The sequence below is a fragment of the Streptomyces subrutilus genome (genome assembly GCF_008704535.1).
GTDB classification, from domain to species: Bacteria; Actinomycetota; Actinomycetes; order Streptomycetales; family Streptomycetaceae; genus Streptomyces; species Streptomyces subrutilus.
Map to the genome: position 1 here is coordinate 6,624,693 of NZ_CP023701.1, position 23,358 is coordinate 6,648,050.

A 23,358-nucleotide genomic window follows, 5' to 3' on the forward strand; every position below is an offset into this window, starting at 1 on the left:
GGCTCTCACCGGGCCCACTTGGTGATGGTGACCGTGGTGCCCCGGCCGGGTGCGGTGTCCAGGACGAAGTCGTCGACCAGCCGCTTGGAACCGGACAGTCCGAGGCCCATGCCGCTGCCCGAGGTCCAGCCGTCGGTCATGGCCAGGCCGACGTCGGCGATGCCGGGACCCTGGTCCACGAAGGACAGCCGCACGCCCCGGCGGCCCCGCTCCTCGACGAGGGCGGCGGTCATCGTGCCGCCACCCCCGTATATCAGGGTGTTGCGGGCCAGTTCACTGGCCGCGGTGATCAGTTTGGTCTGCTCCACCAGGGAGAGGCGGCACTCCTGCGCCAGGGTGCGCACGAGCTGACGGGCCTGGACCACGCCGGCGTTGGCCGTGATCTCCAGTACGGCCGGGCCGGAGGCCGGGCCGTTCACAGACCTGCCGCAGCATCCGGCCCGACGCCTTCGTCACCGGACGCGTCCGGGAAGGCGGACCTGGTGCCGCCCATCGCGGCCGCGTGGGCCTGCTCCAGCATCCGCAGCCCCTTGTCCAGGGTCAGCGCGGTGCGCACCCCGCCGAGCGACAGACCGAGCTCGACCAGGGTGATGGCGACCGCCGGACGCATGCCGACGACCACGGTCTGGGCGTCGAGCAGCCGGGAGATGGACGCGATCGTCGACAGCATCCGGCCCACGAAGGAATCGACGATCTCCACGGCGGTGATGTCGATGACCACCCCGTGCGCTCCGGAGTCCACGACCGCGGCGGCGAGGTCGTCCTGCAACTGCATCACCGCGTGGTCGTCCAGGTCCGTCTGGATCGACACCAGCAGGACCTGTCCGATCCGCAGGACCGGAACCTGCTCGCTCACCGGCCACCCGCCTGCGGGGCCGTACGCGAGAAGGAGACGCCGGAGCGGCGCAGCGCGTGCCGCAGGGCGTCGGCCAGGGTGGCCTTGGTCACGATGTCGCCGAAGTCGATGCCCAGGGCCACGATCGTCTGTGCGATCTGCGGCCGGATCCCGGAGATGGTGCACTCCGCACCCATCAGACGGGCGGCGACCACGGTCTTCAGCAGGTGCTGGGCGACCTCGGTGTCCACGGCCGGCACACCGGTGATGTCGATGATGGCCTGCTCGGAACCCGTGTCGATGAGCGCCTGGAGCATCTTCTCCATCACGACCATGGTGCGCGCCGAGTCCAGGGTGCCGACCAGCGGAACGCCGATCACCCCGTCCCACAGCTTCACCACGGGCGTGGACAGCTCCATCAGCTGCTCGGCCTGCGCCGAGATCAGCTCCTCGCGGGTCCGGGTGTACACCTCGATGGTGAACAGGCCGAGGGAGTCGAGGAGGGAGGCGAACTTCACGTACGCCTGCACGTCGCTGTTCTCGCCGGACAGGGCCGGCTCCAGGATCTCCTTGAGGGCGAAGACGCCGACGGCCGTCTCGGTCGGGCTGAACCCCTGCCGGGCGCGGGTCCGCGACAGCTCCATCAGCAGCGCCCGGACCTCGCCGAAGGCCTCTCCGCGCGCGTCCAGGCTGCCGCTGCCCAGGGCGGCGACCAGTGCGGTGTACAGCTCCTGCAGCTCGCTCTGTACCTCGGCCCGGCTGACGCGGCCGCCGAGCGAACCGGTGACCTTGTCCGCCCACACGGCGGCCAGGTCCTCGCCACCGACGGACAACAGGCCGGTCAGGCGATCCGAAACGTTCTCATCAGCCACGGCGCACATCCCTCTCAAGGGGGCCACGTGGCCCCCGGTGAACCTTAGGTCATCGGCCCCGCCGCCGGGACGGCGGGAGATCCGGCCCCCTCCCGTACCCGGTCCGGCCCCCGCCACCGTGTCGTTCGCACCGCCACGGGGTTGTGCTGCGGGGGAGCGCAGGACGAGTGTGGCGCGTTGGAGCGTCGAGGAGCGATGTCGTTGTATAAACCGCACGACCCGAGCGATGAGGAGGACCCGATGAGCGCGGCCGGCGAGGGACGGCAGTGGCGGGACGAGACCGGTGTCGAGGCCACGAGGGCGACGCTGCTGCAGCTCCTGGCCCGGGCGGGGGTCCCCGGCGGGGACGCCCGGGAGCTGATCGGACTCGTCGAGGCGGGCGCGCTGGCCCTCGCGTACGAGGAGCTGGGCGAGCGCGCCCGAAGCGCTCCGGGCGACAAGGGCGAGGCGTACGAGTCGGGCTGGCTCGACGGCGCCGCGGGCCTGCTGGACGAGCTGGGCGCCGTCGCCGAGCGGACCCTGCTGGGGGTCGTGGGTGCGGACGAACAGGACGGGACGGCCGGGGAGCACCCGCCGGCCCGCCGCATGGAGGTGGAGCGGACGCGGGTGGCCCTCACCCCGCTGTACCTGTCGTTCGCCTCCGACTCGGAGCTCGATCCGGAGGTGACGGAGGAGGTGCTCGGCGCGGTCCTGGCCACGATGAGCCCGCGGCAGCGGGCCGGGTACGCGGTCCTGCTGACGCGGTTCGCCGCGGTCCACCGGGCCCGGCTGGAAGGGCTGTTCGCGGCCTTCGGCCCGGACAGCGCCATCACCGTGCACGGCCGCTACTCGCTGCTGCACTCCGCCGCGGGCATCGCCGTGCTGGAACGGCTCGTCGCCGCGCCGGGGCGACTGCGCCAGGAGTGGGACGCCGCGGAACTGCCGCCCGCGTGGCTGGACGGGCTGACGACGGCCTGGAGCGCCGCGGGCCGACACGGCTGAGCACCCTCCCGGCGGCCCCGCGGACGTCGGCCGAAGACGGCGAAGCGGCCCGCAGCCACTCCCCAAAGCGGCTGCGGGCCTCCCGCGTGGACGTGGCATCCGTGCGGGACGGCCACGTTCCGGTTGGGGTGTGTCGCCGGCTGGAACGTGGCACGCAGGGGTGCCGGAGGCGTCCTGAACGCCCTCGTCAACGCATGCGAGTCAACCAGCGCGGGGACCCCCCGCGCCTCGGCCGGACGGCTCGGACCGTCCTGGCCGAAGGAACGGCCGGCACCGGCCAACCTTCACCCGGACGGCCCGGTCGGCTAGGGTCGGTCCATGGGCTTTGTCATCTTCATGACGCTCCCGGGTCTGGCGCTGATCCTCACCGCCATGGCCTTCCTCGACCTGGCACTGGTCCGCGCGGGCCGTGCGGGGCTGCTGCCCTGGCGGTGGAACGGACGGCAGGGACAGATCTCCTCCACCGGCTTCGAGCAGCTGCACGCCAGCTTCTCGCCGGGCAAGCAGAACGAACTGAAGGAGCGGCAGAGCGCCCTCGTCATGCGCGACGACGAGGAGGACGGCGCACCGCCCCACTCCCGCGTGGACCTGGACGCCGGCCGCGCGGTGATCCGGCTGCCCGCCGCCCGCCCCGCCACGGGCGGCAGCGGTACGTGAACCCCACCGCGCCCGCACGCCGCCCGGGCGACGCGGCCCGGACCCCGGCCCTCGCCGGGTAGCCGCCGGCGTCCGCGCCCCGGGCCGCCCGGCCGGCGACCGGGCACCCACCGGGACGCGCGATCCGCCGCGGCCGGTTGCCCGGTACGGGGCCGGTTCAGGCGGCGGCCGACAGGGCTCCGATCATGGCGTGCAGCCGGTCGGCCGCAGCCCGTCCGAACGCCGGGTCGTTGATGTGGGTGTCGTAGTCGTACAGCCGCGCCGCGCTGCCCCGCAGCCCGTCGCGCAGGGCGGTGAACAGCGCCCGGTCCGCGCGGGGGTCGTGGTACGGGCCGCCGGGCGCGCCCAGCGTGGACAGTCCGCGCAGCGGGACGCAGACGGCGGTGGGGCCGGTGGCGGCGCGGAGTTTGGCGGCCACCCTGCGGCCGAGCTCGGCGCACTCGGCCTCGGTCGTGCGGATCACCGTGATGGACGGGTTGTGTGCGCGCACGCGGCGGTAGCGGGCCCGCTCCGGCAGGGTCTGCGGCGGACCGAACTTGACCATGTCCAGCGCCCCGAGGCTCACCACCTGCGGCACCCCGGCGCGGCCCGCGGCGCTGAGCCGGTCGGGGCCGGCCGTGAGGATGCCCCCGCACAGGTCGTCGGCGATCTCGCTGAGCGTGAGGTCCAGGACCCCGGCGAAGGTGCCCTGCCCGGCCAGGCTCTCCAGGGTGCGGCCGCCGGCGCCGCTGGAGTGGAAGACGAGCACCTCGTAGCCGAGTTCGGTCAGCCGCTCCCGGGCCGCGTCCACGCCGGCCGTCGTCACCCCGGCCGTGCTCGCGGCGATCATCGGACGGGTGCCCGCGCCGAGCCGGTCCGCCCGGACGCGCCCCGGGCGGCGGCGGTCCGGGGCGGCTAGGGCGAAGGCCCGGGCCATCCCGGCGACGGCCTCCACGGCATTGGCGAGGACGGGCGCGGAGACCGCGTTGATCCCCGCTATGTCCACGACGCTGTACATCATCGTGATGTCCGAGGAGCCCACGTACCGGGCGACGTCCCCGGACGCCATGGACGAGACCATCAGTTTGGGTACGCCCAACGGCAGGGCCCGCATCGCCCGGGTGGCGATGGAGGTGCCGCCGCTGCCGCCGATCGCCAGGACCCCGTGCAGTCGGCCCTCGGAGTGCAGCCTCAGCAGGGTCGCCTCGGCGCCCCGGGCCATCGCGGTCACGGCCGCGCCCCGGTCGGCGGCCGCGCGCAGTGCGGACAGTTCCGTCCCGGCGGCCCGGGCCACCGCGTCCCGCGGCACGTCGGCGGGCACGCGGGGGTCGCCCATGATGCCCGAGTCGACCATCAGGACCTCGACGCCGGCGCGCAGCAGCCTCTCGCGCAGCCAGCCGTACTCTTCACCCTTGGTGTCCAGGGTTCCCACCAGCACGACGTTCGTCATAGGTGCAATGTCCATGCGGATGGGGTTTGTTGGCAAGTAAAGGTCGGGTCAACCCTTGACGTGCACCAACAGCCTTTCCAGAAACGGGATCTGAGAGCGGATCAGTTTCTTTTCGGCCATTGCGGGAGCGAACCAGGCGACCCGGTCCAGCTCCGGGAACTCCTCCACCCGGCCCGAGTGCGGCGGCCATTCCATCGAGAAGGTCCCGGGCACCATGAGGGCGGGATCGAGGTCCGCTTCGACCGCCCAGATGGTCACCAGTTTCCCGCTGGTCAGCCGCACCTCGCCGAGCGGTTCGTACGGACCCTCCGGCGGCGGCAGCCCGATCTCCTCGGTGAACTCCCGGCGGGCGGCGTCCCGGGGGGTCTCCTCCGGTCCGTACTCGCCCTTGGGAATGCCCCAGCCGCCCTCGTCCCGCCCGGCCCAGAGCGGGCCGCCCATGTGCCCGAGCAGGACCTCGACGCCGGGGCCGTCCCGGTCGTCGGTGCGGCGGAAGAGGAGGAGCCCGGCACTGCGCTTGTGCGTCATGAGGGATGTATGCCCCGGTCCGGGCGTTTCCAGCGCGGGGCCGACCGACGGACGGCGGGCGGGCGCGGGCCGGGGCGTCGGGGTTCAGTGGGCGTGCGGGCCCTGCCGGTGGACCGGGCCGTGGGCGTCCGCGCAGTGCGGGTCGTCCGGGTCCTCGCCGGCGCGGCCCACCGTGAGCAGGGACTCCTGGGTGTGGTCCACCTGGAGGGTGGTGTGCGTGATCCCGTACTCCTCGTCCAGGAGCCGCTCCAGCTCGCGGCGGACGGCGTGGCAGTCCCCGGCCGGCTCGACGAGGACGTGCGCGGAGAGCGCCGCCTGGCCGGAAGTGATCGTCCAGATGTGGAGGTCGTGCACCTCGGCCACCGGCGGGTGCCCGACGAGGCGGTCGCCGACCGCGTCCGGGTCCAGGTGTGCGGGAGCGGCCTCCAGGAAGATTCGGCCGGAGTCGCGGACCAGCCCGTACCCGGCCTTGACCATGAGGACCACCACCACGAGCGTGGCGATCGCGTCGGCCTGCCGGAAGCCGGTGGTCAGCACGATCAGACCGGCGACGGCCGTCCCGATGAAGGCGAAGAGGTCGTTCAGGATGTGCTGGTAGGCGCCCTCGACGGCCAGGGACGAGCGGTTCGCGCGGGAGATGCACCAGGCCGCCGCCACGTTGACGACGATGCCCGCGAGCGCGGTCACCAGCACCAGCCCGCCCTCCACCGGCGGCGGGTCCACCAGCCGGCGCACGGCCTCGTACGCCAGCCAGACCGCCAGCAGGAGCAGGGTCAGGCCGTTGGCCTGCGCGGAGAGGATCTCCGCTCGCTTGAGGCCGAACGTGAACCCGCCGCGCGCCGGGCGGGCGGCCAGCCGCATCGCGATCAGGGCGAGGACGATCGAGACGGCGTCGGTGAGCATGTGGGCGGCGTCGGAGATCAGCGCCAGCGAGTGCGCCATCACCCCGATGACCACCTCGACGGCCATGAAGGCGCCGATCAGGCCGAGGGCGATGGCCAGCCAGCGCCGGTCGGCGTCGGCCGAGACCCCGTGGCCGTGACCGCCGGGCCCGTGGTCGTGCCCGTGGCCGCCGGCGCCCCGGCCGCCGTCGTGGCCGTGCGCACCGCCCCGGCCGCCGTCGCCGTCGTGGTCGCGGACCCGCCCGTGGTCGGCGCCCTGTCCGCGGCCGGCGTCGTCGTGCGCGTGGACCTGCCCGCTCATGGAGTCCCCCGTCTCGTCGCGTCACCCGTGTGCGGACCCGCGTGTTCGGATCCGTCGCGTGAAGTGAAGCGCACCCCGGCGCGTTCGGCAAAGGCTGCAACGGGGACCGTTGTCATTACCCATAAGAGGGCTCTGACCTGCGATGATGTCCGAGCGGTGGTGGGGTGGCGGGATCGGGGGGACATCCGGGCGTGCTCCAGCGCCCCGGAGCGCCCACCGCGCCCCGTCCGCCGGTCCGCTGGGACACGGCACGGGGAGAGTGAGATCCTTGCTCCATGGGTCACAGGGGCGAGAATCCCGAGGTCGACTGGCCCGCGCGGCCCGACACGAGCCTCGCGCTCAACCGCATGGGCACCTTCGACTGGGACCTCGACAGCGGACGGATGCACCTGGACCCGACCGCGCTTGAGGTCGTCGAACTGCGCCCCGAGGAGTTCTCCGGCACCCCCGCCGGACTCCGGCTGCGCATCGCTCCCGCCGAGGAGGCCCGGCTCGACTCGCGGGTCGCGCAGGCCCTCAAGGACGGCCGCAGCCACTACGGGGCCTACGTCCGCAGCCGCCGCCGCGACGGCTCCCCGGCCTGGACCCACTTCCAGGGACACATCCTGCGGGACCGGACCGGGCGCCCGTACCGCGTCATCGGCATCGTGCGCGACGCCGCCCACGACCCGGGCGAGCCCGGAGCCGCGGGCGAGCGGGACGAGGGGCGGCGCCGGCTGACGGGCGTGGTCGAGCGGACCACCGCCATCCTGGCCCACGCCCGTACGGTCAACGACGTCACCGACACCCTCAAGGACCCCGAGGCGCTCGGGCACCTCGGTGCGGTCAGCGTCATGCTGGGCATCGTCGACGGAGGCCGCATCCACCTGGTCGCGGAGGGCCAGCTCGGTTCGTACGTACCGGAGATCGAGTACACCCGGATCGACGCGGCCTTCCCGATGAGCGAAGCGGTGCGCACCCTGCAACCCGTCTACCTCGCCTCGCGGGAGGAGTTCCAGCGCCGCTACCCGCTGCTGTGGCCGTACATCGAACCGCTGGCCGTCCGCAGCGGGGTCTACCTGCCCCTGATCGCCCAGGGCCGTCCGGTCGGCGCGCTCGGCCTCCTCTACACGCGCGACGGCGACTTCACCGCCGAGGAGCGCAACGTCCTGATGGCGCTCGGCAGCGGCATCGCGCAGAGCCTCCAGCGCGCCATCCTCTTCGCGCAGGAGCACGACCTCGCCGAAGGGCTCCAGCGGGCCATGCTGCCCCGGCGCATCCCGGAGGTGCCGGGCGCGCGGATCGCCGTACGGTACCGGGCGGCGCGCATGGGACGGGACATCGGCGGGGACTGGTACGACGTCATCCCGCTCGGCGAGGGCCGCGTCGGGGTGATGATCGGCGACGTGGAGGGGCACGACACGGACGCGGCCGCGGTCATGGGCCAGCTGCGGATCGTCCTGCGCGCCTACATCAGCGAGGGCCACACCCCCGGCGCGGCGATGGAGCGGGCCTCGGCCTTCCTGCGCGACCTGGAGACGGAACGCTTCGCCACCTGCGCGTACGCCGAAGTGGACCTGGTCAGCGGGATGCTCGCCATGGTGCGCGCCGGACACATCGACCCGCTCGTGCGGCGCGGGGACGGCAGTTGCCACCGCGTCCAGGTGGCGGGCGGCCTCCCGCTGGGCCTGCCCGCGGGCGAGGGGCCGGCGTTCCGCTCCGGCTACCCGGTCACCCGCCTCGAACTGCACCCCGGCGACACCCTGTTGCTGTGCACCGACGGCCTGACCGAACGCCCCGGGGCGGACCCGGACGTCCCGCCCGACCCGGACGCCGGCACGCGCGAGGTGATGGAGGTCTTCCGCGACGGACCGGCGGACGTGGAGGAACTCGCCGACGTGCTGTGCGACCTCGTCGGCGACGCGGGCGGCGGGGACGACATGGCCCTGCTCCTGCTGCGCCGCCGCGGGACCCCCGACGCGCGCGGCGGCGGCCCGCTGCGCCACCGGCTGGACCCGGGGGACATGGACGCTCCGGGAGCCGTCCGGCACCTGATCCGAGCCGCCGTGCAGGCCTGGGGCGCCGGAGAGCGGGCCGACGAGATCGAGCTCGCGGCCGACGAGCTGATGACCAACGCCCTGGTGCACACCGACGGCGGGGCCCTGGTCAGCGTACGGCTCACCGCACAGGGCCGGCTGCGGATCGAGGTCGAGGACACCGACAGCGCCCTGCCCCGGCCGCGCGACGCGGGGGACTGGGAGGAGTCGGGGCGGGGCCTGCTGCTGGTGGACCGGCTGGCCGACGCGTGGGGAGTGGAGCCCCGGGGCGACGGGAAGAGCGTGTGGTGCGAGTTCGCCGTCGCCGCCGCGGAAGCCCCCGCCGACGCCCCCGGAGCATGAGCCCGCCCGTCGGGGCGCCGCGCCGGACAGCGGTCGGGACGGTCGCCGGGCCCGGCGGCACGGAGGGGGGCAACGGCGCCCGCGGACGTGCGGGGCACACCGGAACACAGGGCGCCGCCGAACGCCGCGCCGTTGCCGTCCGGCGCCGCCCGAACGGCTGAATCCGCGGGTCCGCTCCGGGTCCCGGCCCCCGGCGCGGGGCCTGACGGACCATCCTGCCCCGGTGCCGACCCCGCGCCCGCCGCTCCCCGCCCTCTCCTTCCGGTCCGCGCCGCCCGCGCCCTCCGTCCGGACGGTCCGCTCCGCCCGTACCGTCCTCGCCGTCGCGCTCTGCGCGCTCCTCGCCGGCGCCCCGGCCGTCGACGCGGCGCCCGGCGCGGGCCCGCCGGCCGTCGCCGGCGCTGCCGCCGCCGTCGATGCCGGTGCCGCTGCCGCCGTCGGCTCCGGTGCCGACGACGGCATCGAGACCGCCCGGACCGGCCGTCAGGTGGCCGCGGGCGTCCGGCTGGAGTCCTACGACCGCCTCGAAGCCGACCGCTGGCTGCGGATCGACGAGCTCGTCGTCGACCTCGGGGGCACCTCCGACGTGCGCGCCGAGTACCTCGGCGGCCACGGCGCCGCCACCGTCGCCGAGGCCGCCGCCCGCCACCCGGCCGGGCCCGGCCGGCGCGTGGTCGCCGCCGTGAACGGGGACTTCTTCGACATCCGCGGCACGGGCGCCCCGCTCGGCCCCGGGATGCGGGACGGGCGGCTGCTGCACGCCGCGACGCCCGGGGCGGGCCGGGCGGTCGGCTTCGGCGCAGCGGGAGCCGGCCGCGTCCTGCGGATCGGCCTGACCGGCCGGGTCACCCTGCCCGGCGGCGCCGTACGCCCGCTCACCGGCTACAACACCGTGCGGCCGGCCGCCGGGGGCATCGCCGCCTACACCGCCGACTGGGCCGGGGCCGAGATCCCCGTCCAGGTCGGCGCCGCCACCGCCGAGGTCCGCGACGGCCGGACCACCTCCGCCGCGCCGCTCCGCGGCCCCGCTCGGCCCCCGAGACCCGCCCCCGGCACCACGCTGCTGGTCGCCGCCGGCCCGGCCGCGGCCGAACTCGCCGCCCTGCGCCCCGGCGACCCGGTGGCCGTGGACGCCCGGCCCGCCCCCGACGCCGGACCGGCTCCGCTCACCGCCGTCGGCGGCCGGGAGCCGCTGGTCGTGGCCGGGGTCCCGCAGAACCACGACGGCGCCCCGAACGACACGTCGGCCCCGCGCACCGCGGTCGGATTCGCGGGCGACGGGCACCGGCTGCGCATCCTGACCGTGGACGGCCGGCAGCGCGACAGCGGCGGCCTCACCCTGAGCGCCCTGGGCCGGCTGATGCACCGCAACGGCGCCCGCGACGCGCTCAACCTCGACGGCGGCGGCTCCACCACGCTGCTCGCCGCGATCAGCGGGGCGCCGGCCCCGGTCCTGGAGAACGCCCCCTCGGACGGGGCGCTGCGCCCGGTCGCCAACGGCCTGGTCCTCACCGCGCCCGCCGGCCCGGGCCGGCCCGCCGGGGTCCGCGTCGAGGCCCTCGGCGGCGCCGTCCACGTTTTCCCCGGCCTGGCCCGCACCCTCACCGCCACCGCCTACGACACCGCGCTCGGCCCCGCCCCCGGCGCGCCCCGATGGTCCGCCACGGCCGGCCGGATCGGCCCGGACGGGGTGTTCCGGGCACCCGGCGACGGCCCCGCCCGCGCCGCCGGCGCCCGGGACGCGACGGCCGGCGCGGGGCGGCGCGGCGGCGTCACCGCCTCGGCCCGGGTCGGGACCGCGCAGGGCGCCCTGCGCCTGGACGTACTGGGCCCACTGACCCGGCTGCGCCCCGTACCGGAGCGGGTCGGCCTCGCCGAAGCGGGCGAGAGCGCCCGGTTCGTCCTGGCCGGCCGCGACGACCAAGGGGCCGCCGCCCCCGTCGAACCCCGCGACGTGGACCTGCGGTTCGACCGGTCGCGCTGGCGGGTCGCGGACGACGGCCGGGGCGGCTTCACCGTCACCGCCCTCGTCCCGCGCGCCACCGGCCGGCTGCGCGCCACCGTCCGGGCCACCGGCGCCGCCACCGAACTGGCCCTCGGCGTCGGCCTGGTCACCCTGCCCCTCGCGGACCTCTCCGACGCCGCGGCCTGGACCGGCCGCGACACGGCCCCCGCCGAGGGACACCCCGGGCCGGGCCTCGGACTGGATCTGCGCGCGGCGGGCGGGGCCGCGGTCACGGCGACGCCACCCCGGCCGCTGCCCGTACCCGAGTCGACCCGCGCCCTGACCCTCTGGGCGCGCGGGGACGGCTCCGGGGCCCGGCCGGCCGTGGAGCTCACCGACGCCGACGGGACCGCCCTGACCCTGCGCGGGCCCGCCGCCGACTGGACCGGCTGGCGGGAGCTCACGCTGCCGCTGCCGGTTACCGCGCAGCAGCCGCTGACCGTCACCCGCCTTTCGGCGGCCGGGGGCGGCCGTCCGGGCCGGCTGCTGCTGGACACCCTGGGCGCCCGTACCCCCGCCACCGGCCCGGCGGTCCCGGACGCGGCCGGCCCGGACCCGCTGGTGGCCACCGCGGCCGAGGTCCGCGCCCGGCCGTGGCGCTTCGCCGTGGACCCCGCCGGCGGGCCGGCGGCCGGGGCGGACCTCGTGGTGACGGGGGCCGAGCGGCTGCCGTTCCGGTACCGGGGCGTACGGTTCGTGCCGCTCGACACCGCCCGCCGCACCCTCGACGGGGGCGGCCTGGAGCGGCTGCGCACCCTGCGGCGGGCGCTGGCCGAGGCGGCCCGGGAGCCGGCCACCGGTGCGCTGGCCGTCGTACGCCGTCACGCGGAGGGCACGGTGGACCGCAAAGAAGAGGCGCTGACGGCCCGCTACCTGGCGGAGTTCCGGCGCACCACCGGCAAGGGGGCCGCCGTGATCACCATCGGGGCGCCGCGGTTCGCCGCCGGCCGGTCCGAGGGCGTGCTCGGCCTCACGACCGCCCGCGGCACCCGCCCGCTGGTGGGCGCCGACGCCTTCCCGCCCCCCGGCCGCGACTGGCTCGCCGTCCACCCGCCCGGACGCCCGGGCCAGGGAGTGTCGTGAACGTCGTGCCGTCCGCCCGCCGGTCAGACAGGACGTCGACGACACGGCCCGGGCCGCCGTACCGTCGAGGAGGATCCGGGCCAGGTCGCGGGGGCGTATGACAAGCCGCCGCGTCCGGCTACAGCCGGACGAGCGCGATCTCGGTGGCCTTCACACTGGTCCACACCTCGGCGCCGTCGACGATGCCCAGTTCGGTGGCGGCCTCCGGGGTGATCTCCGAGACCAGGTCGGGCACGCCGGGGGAGGCGACCAGCACGCGCAGCCGGCTGCCGACCGCGGTGATCTCCCGTACGGTGCCCCGCCACACGTTGCGCGGACTGCCGGCCGGCCGGTCCCGGTGCAGCGCGACCGCCTCCGGGGCGATGATCGCGAGGGCGTGCGCGCCCTCGGGCAGGGACTCGGCGACGACGAGGCGGCCCCCGGCGTCCAGGGCGAGGCCGTCCGCCGACGCGGTGCCGGGCCAGGCGTTGCGGCCCAGCATCCGGGCCACCCAGGGGGAACGCGGGTGGCGGGTGACCTCGGCGGGCGGCGCGTCCTGGAGGGTCCGGCCGTCGGCCAGTACGAGGACCCGGTCGGCCAGCGACACCGCCTCGACCGGGTCGTGCGTGACGATGAGGCAGACCCCGCCGAAGCCCGCCAGGTGCGTGCGCAGCGTGTGCCGGACACGGGCCCGCGTCGTCTGGTCGAGGGCGGCGAGCGGCTCGTCCAGCAGGAGCAGCCGGGGCCGGGCGGCGAGCGCCCGGGCCAGGGCCACCCGCTGGGCCTGCCCGCCGGACAACTGGGCGGGCTTGCGCCCGGAGAGGTGTCCGACGCCGAGCCGGTCCAGCCAGGCCTGGGCCTCGCGGCGGGCCTCGGCGCGCGGGACCTTGCGCGCGCGCAGTCCGTACGCGGTGTTGGCCAGGGCGCTCAGGTGCGGGAACAGGGCGCCGTCCTGCGGGACCCAGGCCACCTGGCGCCGGTGCGGCGGCAGCGCGGTCACGTCGGTGTCGCCGAGCCGGAGTTCGGCGTGGGCCCGCGGGGTCAGGCCGAGCAGGGCGCGCAGCAGGGTCGTCTTGCCGGCGCCGTTCTCGCCGACGACGGCGATGGTGGTGCCCGGTTCGGCTTCCAGGGTGAGCTGGTTGAACCCGGTGACCGTGGTGTGCAGCGGCCAGCGCCCGGCCCCGTCCGACGGGGCCGGCGCGTCGGCGCCGCCGTCGGCCGGCCCCTTCCCGACCGCCGAGGCTGCGGGCTCCTCGGCCGGCTTCGGCGCCTCCGCGGTGCGGGCGACGGGGGTGCCCGTCCACCGGCCGCGCAGGGCGATCAGTACGGCCATGGCGATCGCGAGCAGCAACAGGGAGACGGAGGTGGCCGCTTCGGGCTGGTCCTGGAGCAGCAGGTACACCTGGAGCGGCAGGGTCTGGGTGGTGCCCGGGAGGTTGCCCGCGAAGGTGATGGTCGCGCCGAACTCGCCGAGCGCGCGGGCCCAGGTCAGGGCGGCGCCGGCGATCAGGCCCGGGGCGACCATGGGCAGCGTCACGGTGAGGAAGACCCGCAGCGGCGGCGCGCCCAGGGAGGATGCGGTCTCCTCGTAGCTCTGCTTGAGGCCGCCGAGGGCGCCCTCCAGGCTGATCACGAGGAAGGGCATGGCCACGAAGGTGGCGGCGACGACGGCGCCCGAGGTGTGGAACGGCAGGGTGATCCCGAAGGTGCCCTCCAGCCAGGGCCCGATGAGCCCGCGCCGGCCGAAGCCCAGCAGCAGGGCGACGCCGCCGACCGTCGGCGGCAGCACCATCGGGAGCAGGACGAGCGAGCGGACGAAGACCTTGCCCTTGAACTCGACGCGCGCCAGCAGCCAGGCGAGCGGCACGCCGAGGACCAGCGACAGCCCGAGGGCCCACAGCGACACGACCAGCGACAGCCGCAGGGCCTCGACTACGGCGGGGCTGGTGAGGTGCGTGCCGAGCTCGCTCCACTGCGTACGGGTGAGGATGCCGACGAGCGGCAGCAGCAGGAACGCGACGGCGAGCAGCGCCGGCAGCGCCAAGGTCACGGGGAGCCGGGTGCGGGTGCGGGGTCTGCTCATGTGGGCGTCCTGGAGGAGGGGTCGGTGCGGCGGGTGGAGCGTACGGCGGCCGGAGCGCGGACGCCGGGACGCCGAGGGGGCGGCCCGTCCCCCGGACCGGTCCGCCCCCTCGGCGCCCGCGTGCGGTCAGGCCTTCTGGAAGCCCGCGTCCTGGAGGATCTTCTGGGCCTCGGGGCTGCTCAGCCAGGTCACGAACGCGGCGGCGGCCTCGGTGTTCTTGGACCCCTTCAGCGTGGCGGCCGGGTAGGAGGCCACCGCGTTCTGCTCGTCGGGGATGTCCACGGAGACGACCTTGTCGCCGGACTTGGCGGAGTCGGTCTTGTAGACGAGGCCGGCGTCGGCCTCGCCCAGCTCGACCTTGCTCAGCACGGCGCGCACGTTGGGCTCCTGGGAGACCGGCTTCACCGTGACGGCCTGCTTGTCCAGGATCTCCTTGCTGTAGCGGCCGACGGGGACCTCGGGCGCGGCGAGGACGACCTTGAGCTTGGTGTCGGCCAGGTCCTTCAGCTCGTCGATCTTGAACGGGTTGCCCTTGCCGGCGGCTATGACCAGGCGGTTCTTGGCGATGATCGCGGGGGTGCCGGTCTCCGCCGTCAGGCCGTCCATGGTCTTGGTGTCGGCGGTGACCAGCGCGTCGGCCGGGGCGCCCTGCTTCACCTGGGCGGCGAGCTCCTGCGAGCCGGCGAAGGAGAAGGTGACCTTCGTGCCCGGGTGGGCCTTCTCGTACGCGGCGCCCGCGGTCTTGAAGACGTCGGTCAGGGAAGAGGCGGCGAGGACGGTCAGGTTGGCCGCCTTGGGCTCGGCCGAGGCCGGCGCGGAAGCCGATGCGGAGGCGTCGGCGGCGGGCTTGTCCTCGCCGCTGCCGCACGCGGCCAGCGGGACGAGCAGGGCGGTCAGGGCGACGGCGGCGGCACGGCGGCCGGTCAGGATGGGGGACATGGGCTGTTGCTCCTCGGTCGGGTCGGCGGCCGGCCGGATGCCGGTCCGCGCGATGGTGACCCGCGCCGGTGACGGGCGGAGCGGGTGGGGACGTGGGGTGGAACGGGTGCGGGCGCCGGGCGCGGAGCGGGACCGCGGGCGGCGGACGGGCGGACCGCCCGGCGTCAGGTGCGGTCGATGTGCACGCTGGTGGACTTCACGCGGGCGGTGGCCTGCATGCCGACCTCCAGGCCGAGCTCGTCGACGGCCTCCCGGGTGAGCAGGGAGACCAGGCGGTGGGGACCGGCCTGGATTTCCACCTGGGCGGCCACCTCGCCGAGCGTGACGGCGGTGACGATGCCGGGAAAGGCGTTGCGCGCCGACGTGTACGGCTCACCGTCCTCGGCGTGGGCGCCCTGCCCGACCTCGACGGAGAAGGCGGCGAGGTCGCGGCCGTCGATCAGGCGACGACCGCCTTCATCGCGATGGGTCGCGACGCGGCCGGCGTCGGCCCAACGGCGCGCGGTGTCCGGGCTGACGCCCAGCAGGCGAGCCGCCTGTCCGATGGTGTAGGACTGCATGAGCGACAAGGTAGGGGCACTTGTCCCGCATTTGCAATTCCTTTCGTATAACCTACATGGCAGATGCCAGGGTATTTGTTGCATCCGCCAAAAGGCATTCCGGTGTTACCCGCCGGCCTCGCTAAAGTCGGGGCATGGCTGAAGAGGTAACGGAAACGGGCACGGTGCGGGTGGACGCGTGGATCTGGTCCGTACGCCTGACGAAGACCCGCTCGACCGCGGCGACCGCCTGCCGGGCGGGCCACGTGAAGGTCAACGGGGACCGCGCGAAGCCGGCGCAGCCGGTGCGCGCCGGTGACGAGGTGCGGCTCTTCCACGCGGGACGGGAGCGGATCGTCGTGGTCCGCCGGCCCGTTTCCAAGCGCGTCGGCGCCCCGGTCGCGGCGGAATGCTTCATCGACAACAGCCCGCCGCCCCCGACTCCCGTCGAGGCGGCCGTGGTGGGCATCCGGGACCGGGGTGCCGGGCGGCCGACGAAGCGCGAGCGCCGGGAGATCGAGTCGCTGCGCGGTCACTGACGGAGACCGCCGAGGGCGGGCGCCCCGGTCTTCGGGGCCCCGGCCGGGCGCCGCCACGGCCCGCGATTCGAGCAGGTGTTCGGTTGTGGGGTTAGGCTGGATCCATGCACGCGGTCCAGGGCCTCCAGGGCTCCCTCTTCGACCAGGGCGACGAGATCCGGCTCGGCCCCCTCGGCGGGCTGCGGCGCACCGTGCTCGGCGCCGGCGCCTGGGTCGACCACCTGCCCGGCTGGCTGGCCGGGGCCGACCTGCTCTTCGAACGGCTGGCCGCCGACGTGCCCTGGCGGGCCGAGAAGCGCCAGATGTACGAGCGCGAGGTCCAGGTGCCCCGGCTGCTCTCCTTCTACGGCGAGGGCGCCGCGCTACCGCACCCCGTGCTCGTCGAGGCGCGCGAGGCGCTGGGCCGCCACTACGCCCCCGAGCTCGGCGAGCCCTTCGTCACCGCCGGGCTGTGTCTCTACCGCGACGGCCGCGACAGCGTGGCCTGGCACGGCGACCGGACGGGGCGCTCCTCGACCGAGGACACCATGGTCGCCATCGTCTCCGTCGGGGACCCGCGCGACCTCGTCCTGCGCCCCCGGGACGGCGGTGCGACCCTGCTGCGCCTGCCGCTCGGGCACGGCGACCTCGTCGTCATGGGCGGCTCCTGCCAGCGGACCATGGAGCACGCGGTGCCCAAGTCCGCGCGGGCCGTGGGGCCTCGGATCAGCGTGCAGTTCCGTCCGCGCGGGGTCCGCTGAGGCCGGTCCGGCGGGCCTGCCGGGGCGTCAACGACCGAGCCGGATCTCACTCGTCCGGCTGAAGGACCCATCCACCGGGCCGTCGGCGCCGAAGTACAGGCGTGAGGATCGAGCGCAGCACCATCGAGACGAGCGCCCCGGCGGCGCCGCCCGGCACCGGGCAGCTGCGCGTACCCAGCGGGCGCCTGTCCGTCGTACGGGGTGGCGGCCAGGGCGCGACAGCCGGTGACGAGACCGGCTGGTGCCGTCGGGGGATCCCTGCCGCGACGCGGCCCACTGCGCCGGCCGCCGTCGCGTCGGGGACCCCCGCCGGGCGGTCCTCCGGCTCCCGCGGCAGCGGCGCGTCCGCCGGCCGCGCGGCGCTCCACCGGCGGTCCGCCGGCAGCCCGCCCCCGCGCTCCTCCCTCCGGCCGGCCCGCCCCGGGGGCCGCACCCCTGCCCCCGGCGCCACCGGCCGCACCGACCTCTTCTTCCTCCGCGTCACGCACAGCACGCAACTCCCAAGGAGAACGACCTTCATGAACGCTCTGCACTTCCGCCGCACCGCCGTAGCCGTCGCCGCGGCGGCGGTCCTGCCCTTCACCCTCGTGGCCTGCTCGGACTCAGGCAAGGACTCGACCTCGGGCCCGGCCGCGGACAAGACGGCCGACAGCTCGGCCTCGCAGCCGGCCTCGTCGGACCCGGCGATGGCGATGGACAAGCCGTTCGGTGCGGCGTGTGCGGGTGTTCCGGCGGAGGGTGCGGGGTCGTTCGACGGGATGGCGAAGGACCCGGTGGCGACGGCGGCGTCGAACAACCCGGCGCTGTCGACGCTGGTGGCGGCCGTGAAGCAGGCGGGTCTGGTGGACACGCTGAACAACGCGAAGGACATCACGGTGTTCGCGCCGACGAACGACGCGTTCGCGAAGATCCCGAAGGCGGACCTGGACAAGGTGCTGGCGGACAAGGCGATGCTGACCAAGATCCTGACGTACCACGTCGTGGGTCAGAAGCTGACGCCGAAGCAGCTGGAGAACGGCTCCTTCGACACGCTGGAGAAGACCAAGCTCACCACGGCCGGTTCGGGCGAGGCCTACAAGGTCAACGGCACGTCGAACGTGGTCTGCGGCAACGTGCCCACCGCCAACGCCACCGTCTACATCGTCGACACCGTCCTGATGCCCAAGTAGCGACGGCTGCGCGCGACGGACGCGCGAGGTACCGAGCGGGCGAACGGCGTGCGGTCCCGGAATCCGGGGCCGCACGCCGCCGTCCGTTCCCGGTGCGGCCCGGGCCGCCGTCAGGCCGGTCCGGACTCCTTCGCCCCGCCGGGCAGGCGCCCCGCGGCCGCGTGCAGGGAGCGCAGGGCCAGCAGCAGCACCCCGATGTCGTCCAGGTAGACCGGGTCCGGGATCAGGTCCACGGGCGAGACGGTGTAGACGACGGCGACCCAGAACAGCGCCTTGTCGCGCAACGGGATCCCGGCGTCGAGCAGCAGCCGCCGCGCCGCGAAGACCCGTACGAGCAGCACCGCGGCGACGATCGCGAGGGCGACCGCGACGACCGCGGCCACGACCAACCACACCGTTCCGTCCATGGCACCCCTATACCCGGTCGTCGCCCGCGCTATCGGGGCGGCTCATCCCGCGCGCCCGCGCAGCCGGCGCCCGACCTCGCCGAGGCCGTCCGCGAGCGCGTCGAGCTGCTGCGGGGTCAGGACGTCGAGGAGGATCTCGCGGACCGTGGCCACGTGTCCGGGCGCGGCCTCCTCCAGCCGGGCGCGGCCCGCGTCGGTGAGGACGGCGAAGACGCCGCGCACGTCGGAGGGGCAGCTGCGGCGGCGGACCAGCCCCGCCTTCTCCATCTGCGTGACCTGGTAGGTCAGCCCGCTCTTGGAGTTGATCAGGCCGTTGGCGAGCTCGGTCATCCGCAGTTCGTCGCCGGGGGCCGCGGCGAGCCGTACGAGGATCTCGTACTGCGGGTGCGAGAGCCCGGAATCGTCCTTCAGCTGCTGGTCGAGACGCCGGTTCACCAGGGCCGACGCGGCCAGGAATCCGTCCCAGGCCCGCATTTCGCGCTCGTTCAGCCATCTCGTCTCAGCCATGGGTCCAGCCTACACGGGTTGTTCCAATTTGAATCAGTGGCTAGGGTCGGCAGTCGGCGGTTCGAATTTGAACAAAGTCCGTCCCCCGCTCGCGGACCGCCCGACCGGAAGGAACCCCCATGACCAGCCCCTCCGTCACCACGACGAAGCCGCAGGCCCCCGCACCGGCCGCCCCCACCTCCCCCTCCGCGTCCACCCCCGCCCACGACGCCGGCCTGCTGCTCCTGCGGGTCGTGCTCGGCCTGACGATGGCGGCCCACGGCAGCCAGAAGCTCTTCGGCTGGTTCGGCGGCGGCGGCATCAGCGGCACCGGCGGCTTCTTCACCGCCAGCGGCTACCCGGCCGGCGACGCCATGGCCGTCCTGGCCGGGCTCACCGAGACCCTCGGCGGCCTCGGCCTCGCCGCCGGACTGCTCACCCCGCTCGCCGGCGCCGCGATCGTCGGCACGATGATCAACGCCATCGCCGTCCACGGAGCCGGCTCCTTCTTCGCCCCCGAGGGCATCGAGTACGAGCTGCTGCTCACCGTCGGCGCCGCGGCCCTCGCCCTCACCGGCCCCGGCCGGTACGCCGCCGACCGCTTCCTGCCCGTCCTGCGCGCCCACCGCCTCGCCCACGGCGCCGCGGCCGTCGCGCTCGGCGCGGTCCTCGCGGGCGCCACGCTCCTCGTGCGGAACTGAGCACGTCGGAGTACCCCATAGCGCGCCCGAGGGTGTCCGGGGCCCGGGTTGATTGGCCCCGGGCATTCGCGGGAAGAGCGCACCAATGACACAACCCATCGAAGACTACGCACTCATCGGCGACCTGATGACCAGTGGGCTCGTCGGCCGCGACGGGTCCATCGACTGGCTGTGCCTGCCGCGCTTCGACTCGGCGGCGTGCTTCGCGAAGCTCCTCGGCGAGGAGGAGAACGGCCACTGGCGCCTGGCCCCGGCCGGCGCCGCACCCGACGAGCGCTGCACCCGCCGCGCGTACGTGGACGGCACGCTGGTCCTGGAGTCGTACTGGGAGACCGCGGGCGGCACGGTCAAGGTCATCGACTTCATGCCGCAACGCGACACCGCACCCGACGTGATCCGGATCGTCGAAGGGATCTCCGGCGAGGTCACCGTCCACAGCACCCTGCGGCTGCGCTTCGACTACGGACACGTCGTGCCCTGGGTCCGGCGGATCGACGGCGACCGCGTCGCCGTCGCCGGACCGGACGCCGCCTGGTTCCGCAGCGAACCGCCCGTGCGCACCTGGGGCGAGGACAACAGCACCCGCTCCGAGTTCACCGTCGGCGCGGGCCAGCGCGTCGCCTTCGTCCTCACCTGGCACCCCTCGCACGAGCCGCGCCCCGACCCCATCGACCCGTACGCCGCCCTCGACTCCAGCCTCGCCGACTGGCGGGAGTGGACCGCCCAGTGCACCTACCGGGGCCCCCACCGCGAAGCGGTGGTCCGCTCGCTGATCACCCTCAAGGCCCTCACCTACGCCCCCACCGGCGGCATCGCCGCCGCGGCCACCACCTCCCTCCCCGAGGAGCTCGGCGGCGTCCGCAACTGGGACTACCGCTACTGCTGGCTGCGCGACTCCACCCTGACCCTCGGCTCGCTGCTCGCCACCGGCTTCCTCGACGAGGCGCGCGCCTGGCGGGCCTGGCTGCTGCGGGCCGTCGCGGGCGACCCCGCCGACCTCCAGATCATGTACGGCATCGCGGGCGAGCGCCGCATCCCCGAGACCGACCTGCCGTGGCTGCGCGGGTACGCCGACTCCGCGCCCGTGCGCATCGGCAACGCGGCCGTGGACCAGCTCCAGCTCGACGTGTACGGCGAGGTCATCGACTCCCTCTTCCTCGCCCGGTCCGCGGGGCTGGCCGCCGAGAAGCACGCCTGGCAGCTCCAACTCGCCCTGCTCGACTTCCTGGAGCGCAACTGGCGCAGGCCCGACGAGGGCCTGTGGGAAGTGCGCGGCCCGCGCCGCCACTTCGTCCACTCCAAGGTCATGGCCTGGGTGGCCGCCGACCGGGCCGTCCGCACCCTGGAAGGGGACCCGTCGGTCCCCGGCGACCTGGAGCGCTGGCGGACCATAAGGGACGACGTCCACCGCGAGGTCTGCGAGAAGGGTTACGACCCCGAACGCAACACCTTCACCCAGTACTACGGCTCCGAGGAGCTCGACGCCGCGACCCTGCTCATCCCGCGCGTCGGCTTCCTGCCCCCCGACGACCCGAGGGTCATCGGCACGGTCGACGCCGTCCAGGCCGATCTCGGCCGCAGCGGCCTGGTCCGCCGCTACACCACCGAAGGCCCCTCCGTCGACGGACTGCCCGGTGACGAAGGCGCCTTCCTGGCCTGCTCGTTCTGGCTGGCCGACGCCCTGTACCTGACCGGCCGGGAGAAGGAGGCGCGCGAGCTGTTCGAGCGGCTGCTCTCCGTCCGCAACGACGTGGGCCTCCTCGCCGAGGAGTACGACCCCATCGCCGGCCGCCAGCTCGGCAACTTCCCGCAGGCGTTCAGCCACGTCGGCCTGGTCAACACCGCGCTCACCCTGGCCGGGGGAGCGACGCTGCCGGACATGCGGTAGCCGGCGCCCCGCCGGCCGGGCCCGGGCGGCCGCGGACCCGCCCCGGGCCGGCGCGGCGGACCCGGGTCAGACGGCGGCGCCGGGCAGCCGCACCAGCTCCGTCAGCCGGCCGCGCAGCCGGGCGAACTCGGCGGAGCCGCGGAGCGCCGGCACGTCGGTGCCCGGGCCCCGGTCCAGGTCCACCGGCAGTTCCGCCACCACCCGGCCGGGGCCCGCCGCCATCACCACGACCCGGGAGCCCAGCAGCACGGCCTCCTCCGCCGAGTGCGTCACGAACAGCACCGTCGTGCCCAGCCGCCCGGCGAGGGCGCGGACCTCCTCCTGGAGCCGCTCCCGGGTCAGCGCGTCCAGCGCCGCGAACGGCTCGTCCATCAGCAGCAGTTCCGGCTCGCCGGCCAGCGCCCGGGCGAGCGCCACCCGCTGCTGCTGGCCGCCCGACAGCTCCCAGGTGCGCCGCCCGGCCGTCCCCGCGAGCCCGACCCGCTCCAGCAGCTCCGCGATCCGCCCCGCCCGCTCGGCCCGTGGCACCCCGTGCCGGGCCAGGGCGAAGCCGAGGTTCCCGCCGACCGTGCGCCACGGGAACAGCCGCGGCTGCTGGAACACCACCCCGGCGCCGGCGCCCGGCCGCGGAGCCCCGCCCCGTACCAGGGCCGTCCCGGAGGACGGCCGCTCGAACCCCGCGACCACCCGCAGCAGACTGGTCTTCCCGCAGCCCGACGGCCCGACCAGCACGACGAACTCGCCCGCCCGGATCCGCAGGTCCACGCCGTCCAGCGCGGTCACCTGCCGCTGCCGGGCCGACCCGTACCGGACGGCCACCCCCGCGAGATCGACGAGCGCGGCGTCCTCGTCCGGGGCCTCAGTTCGCGGCACGGCCGAGCTCCTCCACCGCGAGCGCCCGCCCGAACGCGGCCTCGTCCGGCACCGCGTCGACCGCCTTCTGCCCCTTCAGGAACACCGCCGCGTCGTGCAGGTTCGCGGCCAGCTTGCCCGGAGCGCCGGGCGTCCCCAGGTAGTCGGGGCCGGTCTGCTCCTCGGCGCTCAGCAGCACCAGCTCCGACAGCTGCCGCTTCGCCTCGTCCGCCGGCAGCCCGAGCTCGGCGCCGATGGACCGGGCGGCCTCGTCGGGCGCGTTGCGCGCCTGGGCGACGGCGCGGTCCTGCGCCTTGATCCAGGCGGTCACCACCTCGGGGTGCTTCGCGGCGAACGCGTCCGTCACCACGCCCAGGTCGGCGGTCGGCTTGCCCTGCTGCGCCAGCTGCCGGCTGCTGACGAGGACCTTGCCGTCCTTGGCCAGCTCGCTCAGCGTGGGCGTCCACACGTACGCGGCGTCGATGTCCCCGCGCTTCCACGCGGCCAGCGCGTCCTGCGGCTGCAGGTCGATCGTCCGCACCGAGGACGGGTCGACGCCCGCGGCGGTGAGCGCGGCGAGCAGCGAGTAGTGGGCGGTCGAGCCGAAGGGGGTGGCCACCTTCTTCCCGGCCAGCTCCTTCACCGAGCCGATGCCCGGCTTGGCCACCAGCGCCTCGTTGTCACCGATGAGGTCGTGGATCCACACCACCTTGTACGGGATGTTCAGCGGTGCGGACAGCCCCTTGGTGACCGGGCTCGAACCGGCCAGGCCCAGGTCCACCGCCCCGGCCACGACGGCCGTGTTGACGTCACCGCCCGACTCGAACTTGACCCACTTCACGTCGACGTCGGGCAGCGCCTTCTCCAGCAGCTTCTGGTTCTTCACCACGAGATCGGCATTGGGTATGGCCTGGTAGGCGATCCGGACCGTGGTCCGGCCGCCCGCGTCGCCGCCCCCGGCCCCGCACGCGGCGGTGGTGGAGGCGGTCAACGCGACCGCCGCGGCGAGCAGGACGGTCCGACGGGACGGGAATGCGGGCATGGCTGTACTCCGGTGTGAGTGAG

Annotated in this window: 22 protein-coding genes; 9 read left to right on the forward strand and 13 right to left on the reverse strand. The window is 75.1% G+C overall.

Going from position 1 to position 23,358, the window contains the following annotated elements; translation table 11 throughout:
* Positions 1-5: 5 nt before the first annotated feature.
* From CP968_RS29480 to CP968_RS29490, 3 genes are read right to left on the reverse strand one after another with little or no spacing between them, the layout of a single operon-like run.
* A complete protein-coding gene (locus CP968_RS29480; protein ID WP_150520880.1) occupies positions 6-419 on the reverse strand; it encodes an anti-sigma regulatory factor in 414 nt (137 codons plus the stop codon).
* Positions 416-856, reverse strand: coding sequence for an STAS domain-containing protein (locus tag CP968_RS29485; protein ID WP_150520881.1), 441 nt, complete (start codon positions 854-856; stop codon positions 416-418). The genes CP968_RS29480 and CP968_RS29485 overlap by 4 nt, the downstream gene beginning before the upstream one ends.
* Positions 853-1,707 carry an STAS domain-containing protein gene (locus tag CP968_RS29490; protein WP_150520882.1) on the reverse strand — a complete coding sequence of 285 codons (855 nt, stop codon included), beginning with the start codon at positions 1,705-1,707 and terminating at the stop codon, positions 853-855. Before CP968_RS29490 ends, CP968_RS29485 begins: the two co-directional genes overlap by 4 nt.
* Positions 1,708-1,902: 195 nt before the next feature.
* Between CP968_RS29490 and CP968_RS29495 the strand changes: the two genes are divergently transcribed.
* Together CP968_RS29495 and CP968_RS29500 are read left to right on the forward strand one after the other, a co-directional pair.
* On the forward strand, positions 1,903-2,688 hold the full coding sequence (locus tag CP968_RS29495; protein WP_306419963.1) for a hypothetical protein: 786 nt from the start codon (positions 1,903-1,905) through the stop codon (positions 2,686-2,688).
* Between the two features lie 318 nt (positions 2,689-3,006).
* Entirely contained in the window at positions 3,007-3,345 is a 339-nt protein-coding gene (locus CP968_RS29500) for a DUF6191 domain-containing protein (protein ID WP_150520883.1), read from the forward strand.
* Between the two features lie 157 nt (positions 3,346-3,502).
* On the opposite strand, the gene CP968_RS29505 is transcribed toward CP968_RS29500, so the two are convergent.
* The 3 genes from CP968_RS29505 to CP968_RS29515 all read right to left on the reverse strand — a co-directional run bounded on the left by CP968_RS29505 (position 3,503) and on the right by CP968_RS29515 (position 6,505).
* Positions 3,503-4,774 (reverse strand): Tm-1-like ATP-binding domain-containing protein, encoded by a 1,272-nt coding sequence (locus CP968_RS29505; protein ID WP_150520884.1) that lies wholly within the window; start codon positions 4,772-4,774, stop codon positions 3,503-3,505.
* Between the two features lie 48 nt (positions 4,775-4,822).
* Complete coding sequence (locus CP968_RS29510; protein WP_150520885.1) at positions 4,823-5,302, reverse strand: NUDIX hydrolase; 480 nt, start codon at positions 5,300-5,302, stop codon at positions 4,823-4,825.
* Between the two features lie 84 nt (positions 5,303-5,386).
* Positions 5,387-6,505, reverse strand: a complete 1,119-nt coding sequence (locus tag CP968_RS29515; RefSeq protein ID WP_150520886.1) for a cation diffusion facilitator family transporter — start codon at positions 6,503-6,505, stop codon at positions 5,387-5,389.
* A gap of 275 nt (positions 6,506-6,780) precedes the next feature.
* Between CP968_RS29515 and CP968_RS29520 the strand changes: the two genes are divergently transcribed.
* Both CP968_RS29520 and CP968_RS35415 read left to right on the forward strand, forming a co-directional pair.
* The gene (locus CP968_RS29520) at positions 6,781-8,883 is read left to right on the forward strand and encodes a SpoIIE family protein phosphatase (protein ID WP_150520887.1); all 2,103 of its coding nucleotides are present in this window, start codon (positions 6,781-6,783) and stop codon (positions 8,881-8,883) included.
* Positions 8,884-9,106: 223 nt separating this feature from the next.
* Positions 9,107-11,971, forward strand: coding sequence for a phosphodiester glycosidase family protein (locus tag CP968_RS35415; RefSeq protein ID WP_150520888.1), 2,865 nt, complete (start codon positions 9,107-9,109; stop codon positions 11,969-11,971).
* 118 nt (positions 11,972-12,089) lie between these two features.
* Here CP968_RS35415 and CP968_RS29530 read toward each other — a convergent pair whose 3' ends face one another.
* The 3 genes from CP968_RS29530 to CP968_RS29540 all read right to left on the reverse strand — a co-directional run bounded on the left by CP968_RS29530 (position 12,090) and on the right by CP968_RS29540 (position 15,532).
* Complete coding sequence (locus CP968_RS29530; RefSeq protein WP_150520889.1) at positions 12,090-14,033, reverse strand: ABC transporter permease; 1,944 nt, start codon at positions 14,031-14,033, stop codon at positions 12,090-12,092.
* A gap of 126 nt (positions 14,034-14,159) precedes the next feature.
* Positions 14,160-14,972 carry a molybdate ABC transporter substrate-binding protein gene (modA, locus tag CP968_RS29535; protein WP_150520890.1) on the reverse strand — a complete coding sequence of 271 codons (813 nt, stop codon included), beginning with the start codon at positions 14,970-14,972 and terminating at the stop codon, positions 14,160-14,162.
* A gap of 164 nt (positions 14,973-15,136) precedes the next feature.
* Positions 15,137-15,532 carry a TOBE domain-containing protein gene (locus tag CP968_RS29540; protein WP_150520891.1) on the reverse strand — a complete coding sequence of 132 codons (396 nt, stop codon included), beginning with the start codon at positions 15,530-15,532 and terminating at the stop codon, positions 15,137-15,139.
* Between the two features lie 134 nt (positions 15,533-15,666).
* Here CP968_RS29540 and CP968_RS29545 point away from each other — a divergent pair, with 134 nt between their 5' ends.
* From CP968_RS29545 to CP968_RS29555, 3 genes are all read left to right on the forward strand, one after another.
* Positions 15,667-16,050, forward strand: coding sequence for an RNA-binding S4 domain-containing protein (locus tag CP968_RS29545; protein ID WP_150520892.1), 384 nt, complete (start codon positions 15,667-15,669; stop codon positions 16,048-16,050).
* Between the two features lie 104 nt (positions 16,051-16,154).
* Entirely contained in the window at positions 16,155-16,790 is a 636-nt protein-coding gene (locus CP968_RS29550) for an alpha-ketoglutarate-dependent dioxygenase AlkB (RefSeq protein ID WP_150520893.1), read from the forward strand.
* A gap of 518 nt (positions 16,791-17,308) precedes the next feature.
* Complete coding sequence (locus CP968_RS29555; RefSeq protein WP_150520894.1) at positions 17,309-17,959, forward strand: fasciclin domain-containing protein; 651 nt, start codon at positions 17,309-17,311, stop codon at positions 17,957-17,959.
* Positions 17,960-18,069: 110 nt separating this feature from the next.
* Here CP968_RS29555 and CP968_RS29560 read toward each other — a convergent pair whose 3' ends face one another.
* Both CP968_RS29560 and CP968_RS29565 read right to left on the reverse strand, forming a co-directional pair.
* The gene (locus CP968_RS29560; RefSeq protein ID WP_150520895.1) at positions 18,070-18,366 is read right to left on the reverse strand and encodes a YkvA family protein; all 297 of its coding nucleotides are present in this window, start codon (positions 18,364-18,366) and stop codon (positions 18,070-18,072) included.
* Between the two features lie 42 nt (positions 18,367-18,408).
* Complete coding sequence (locus tag CP968_RS29565; protein WP_150520896.1) at positions 18,409-18,873, reverse strand: MarR family winged helix-turn-helix transcriptional regulator; 465 nt, start codon at positions 18,871-18,873, stop codon at positions 18,409-18,411.
* A 119-nt stretch (positions 18,874-18,992) separates the two neighbouring features.
* Here CP968_RS29565 and CP968_RS29570 point away from each other — a divergent pair, with 119 nt between their 5' ends.
* Together CP968_RS29570 and CP968_RS29575 are read left to right on the forward strand one after the other, a co-directional pair.
* On the forward strand, positions 18,993-19,553 hold the full coding sequence (locus CP968_RS29570) for a DoxX family protein (protein WP_150520897.1): 561 nt from the start codon (positions 18,993-18,995) through the stop codon (positions 19,551-19,553).
* Positions 19,554-19,638: 85 nt separating this feature from the next.
* Positions 19,639-21,441: a glycoside hydrolase family 15 protein gene (locus CP968_RS29575; protein WP_150520898.1), complete on the forward strand. Its 1,803-nt coding sequence runs from the start codon at positions 19,639-19,641 to the stop codon at positions 21,439-21,441.
* Between the two features lie 66 nt (positions 21,442-21,507).
* Here CP968_RS29575 and CP968_RS29580 read toward each other — a convergent pair whose 3' ends face one another.
* Both CP968_RS29580 and CP968_RS29585 read right to left on the reverse strand, forming a co-directional pair.
* Positions 21,508-22,314, reverse strand: coding sequence for an ABC transporter ATP-binding protein (locus CP968_RS29580; protein ID WP_150520899.1), 807 nt, complete (start codon positions 22,312-22,314; stop codon positions 21,508-21,510).
* Positions 22,301-23,335: a taurine ABC transporter substrate-binding protein gene (locus CP968_RS29585; protein WP_150520900.1), complete on the reverse strand. Its 1,035-nt coding sequence runs from the start codon at positions 23,333-23,335 to the stop codon at positions 22,301-22,303. Before CP968_RS29585 ends, CP968_RS29580 begins: the two co-directional genes overlap by 14 nt.
* Positions 23,336-23,358: the final 23 nt, after the last annotated feature.

Bases quoted from the DNA above. Each gene is read 5' to 3' on its own strand.
- CP968_RS29565 (WP_150520896.1), bottom strand. From the start codon at position 18,873: ATGGCTGAGACGAGATGGCTGAACGAGCGCGAAATGCGGGCCTGGGAC.
- CP968_RS29540 (WP_150520891.1), bottom strand. From the start codon at position 15,532: ATGCAGTCCTACACCATCGGACAGGCGGCTCGCCTGCTGGGCGTCAGC.
- CP968_RS29515 (WP_150520886.1), bottom strand. From the start codon at position 6,505: ATGAGCGGGCAGGTCCACGCGCACGACGACGCCGGCCGCGGACAGGGC.
- CP968_RS29560 (WP_150520895.1), bottom strand. From the start codon at position 18,366: ATGGACGGAACGGTGTGGTTGGTCGTGGCCGCGGTCGTCGCGGTCGCC.
- CP968_RS29520 (WP_150520887.1), top strand. From the start codon at position 6,781: ATGGGTCACAGGGGCGAGAATCCCGAGGTCGACTGGCCCGCGCGGCCC.
- CP968_RS29545 (WP_150520892.1), top strand. From the start codon at position 15,667: ATGGCTGAAGAGGTAACGGAAACGGGCACGGTGCGGGTGGACGCGTGG.
- CP968_RS29510 (WP_150520885.1), bottom strand. From the start codon at position 5,302: ATGACGCACAAGCGCAGTGCCGGGCTCCTCCTCTTCCGCCGCACCGAC.
- CP968_RS29585 (WP_150520900.1), bottom strand. From the start codon at position 23,335: ATGCCCGCATTCCCGTCCCGTCGGACCGTCCTGCTCGCCGCGGCGGTC.
- CP968_RS29555 (WP_150520894.1), top strand. From the start codon at position 17,309: ATGAACGCTCTGCACTTCCGCCGCACCGCCGTAGCCGTCGCCGCGGCG.
- CP968_RS29550 (WP_150520893.1), top strand. From the start codon at position 16,155: ATGCACGCGGTCCAGGGCCTCCAGGGCTCCCTCTTCGACCAGGGCGAC.
- CP968_RS29500 (WP_150520883.1), top strand. From the start codon at position 3,007: ATGGGCTTTGTCATCTTCATGACGCTCCCGGGTCTGGCGCTGATCCTC.
- modA (WP_150520890.1), bottom strand. From the start codon at position 14,972: ATGTCCCCCATCCTGACCGGCCGCCGTGCCGCCGCCGTCGCCCTGACC.
- CP968_RS29570 (WP_150520897.1), top strand. From the start codon at position 18,993: ATGACCAGCCCCTCCGTCACCACGACGAAGCCGCAGGCCCCCGCACCG.
- CP968_RS29575 (WP_150520898.1), top strand. From the start codon at position 19,639: ATGACACAACCCATCGAAGACTACGCACTCATCGGCGACCTGATGACC.
- CP968_RS29505 (WP_150520884.1), bottom strand. From the start codon at position 4,774: ATGACGAACGTCGTGCTGGTGGGAACCCTGGACACCAAGGGTGAAGAG.
- CP968_RS29530 (WP_150520889.1), bottom strand. From the start codon at position 14,033: ATGAGCAGACCCCGCACCCGCACCCGGCTCCCCGTGACCTTGGCGCTG.
- CP968_RS29495 (WP_306419963.1), top strand. From the start codon at position 1,903: ATGTCGTTGTATAAACCGCACGACCCGAGCGATGAGGAGGACCCGATG.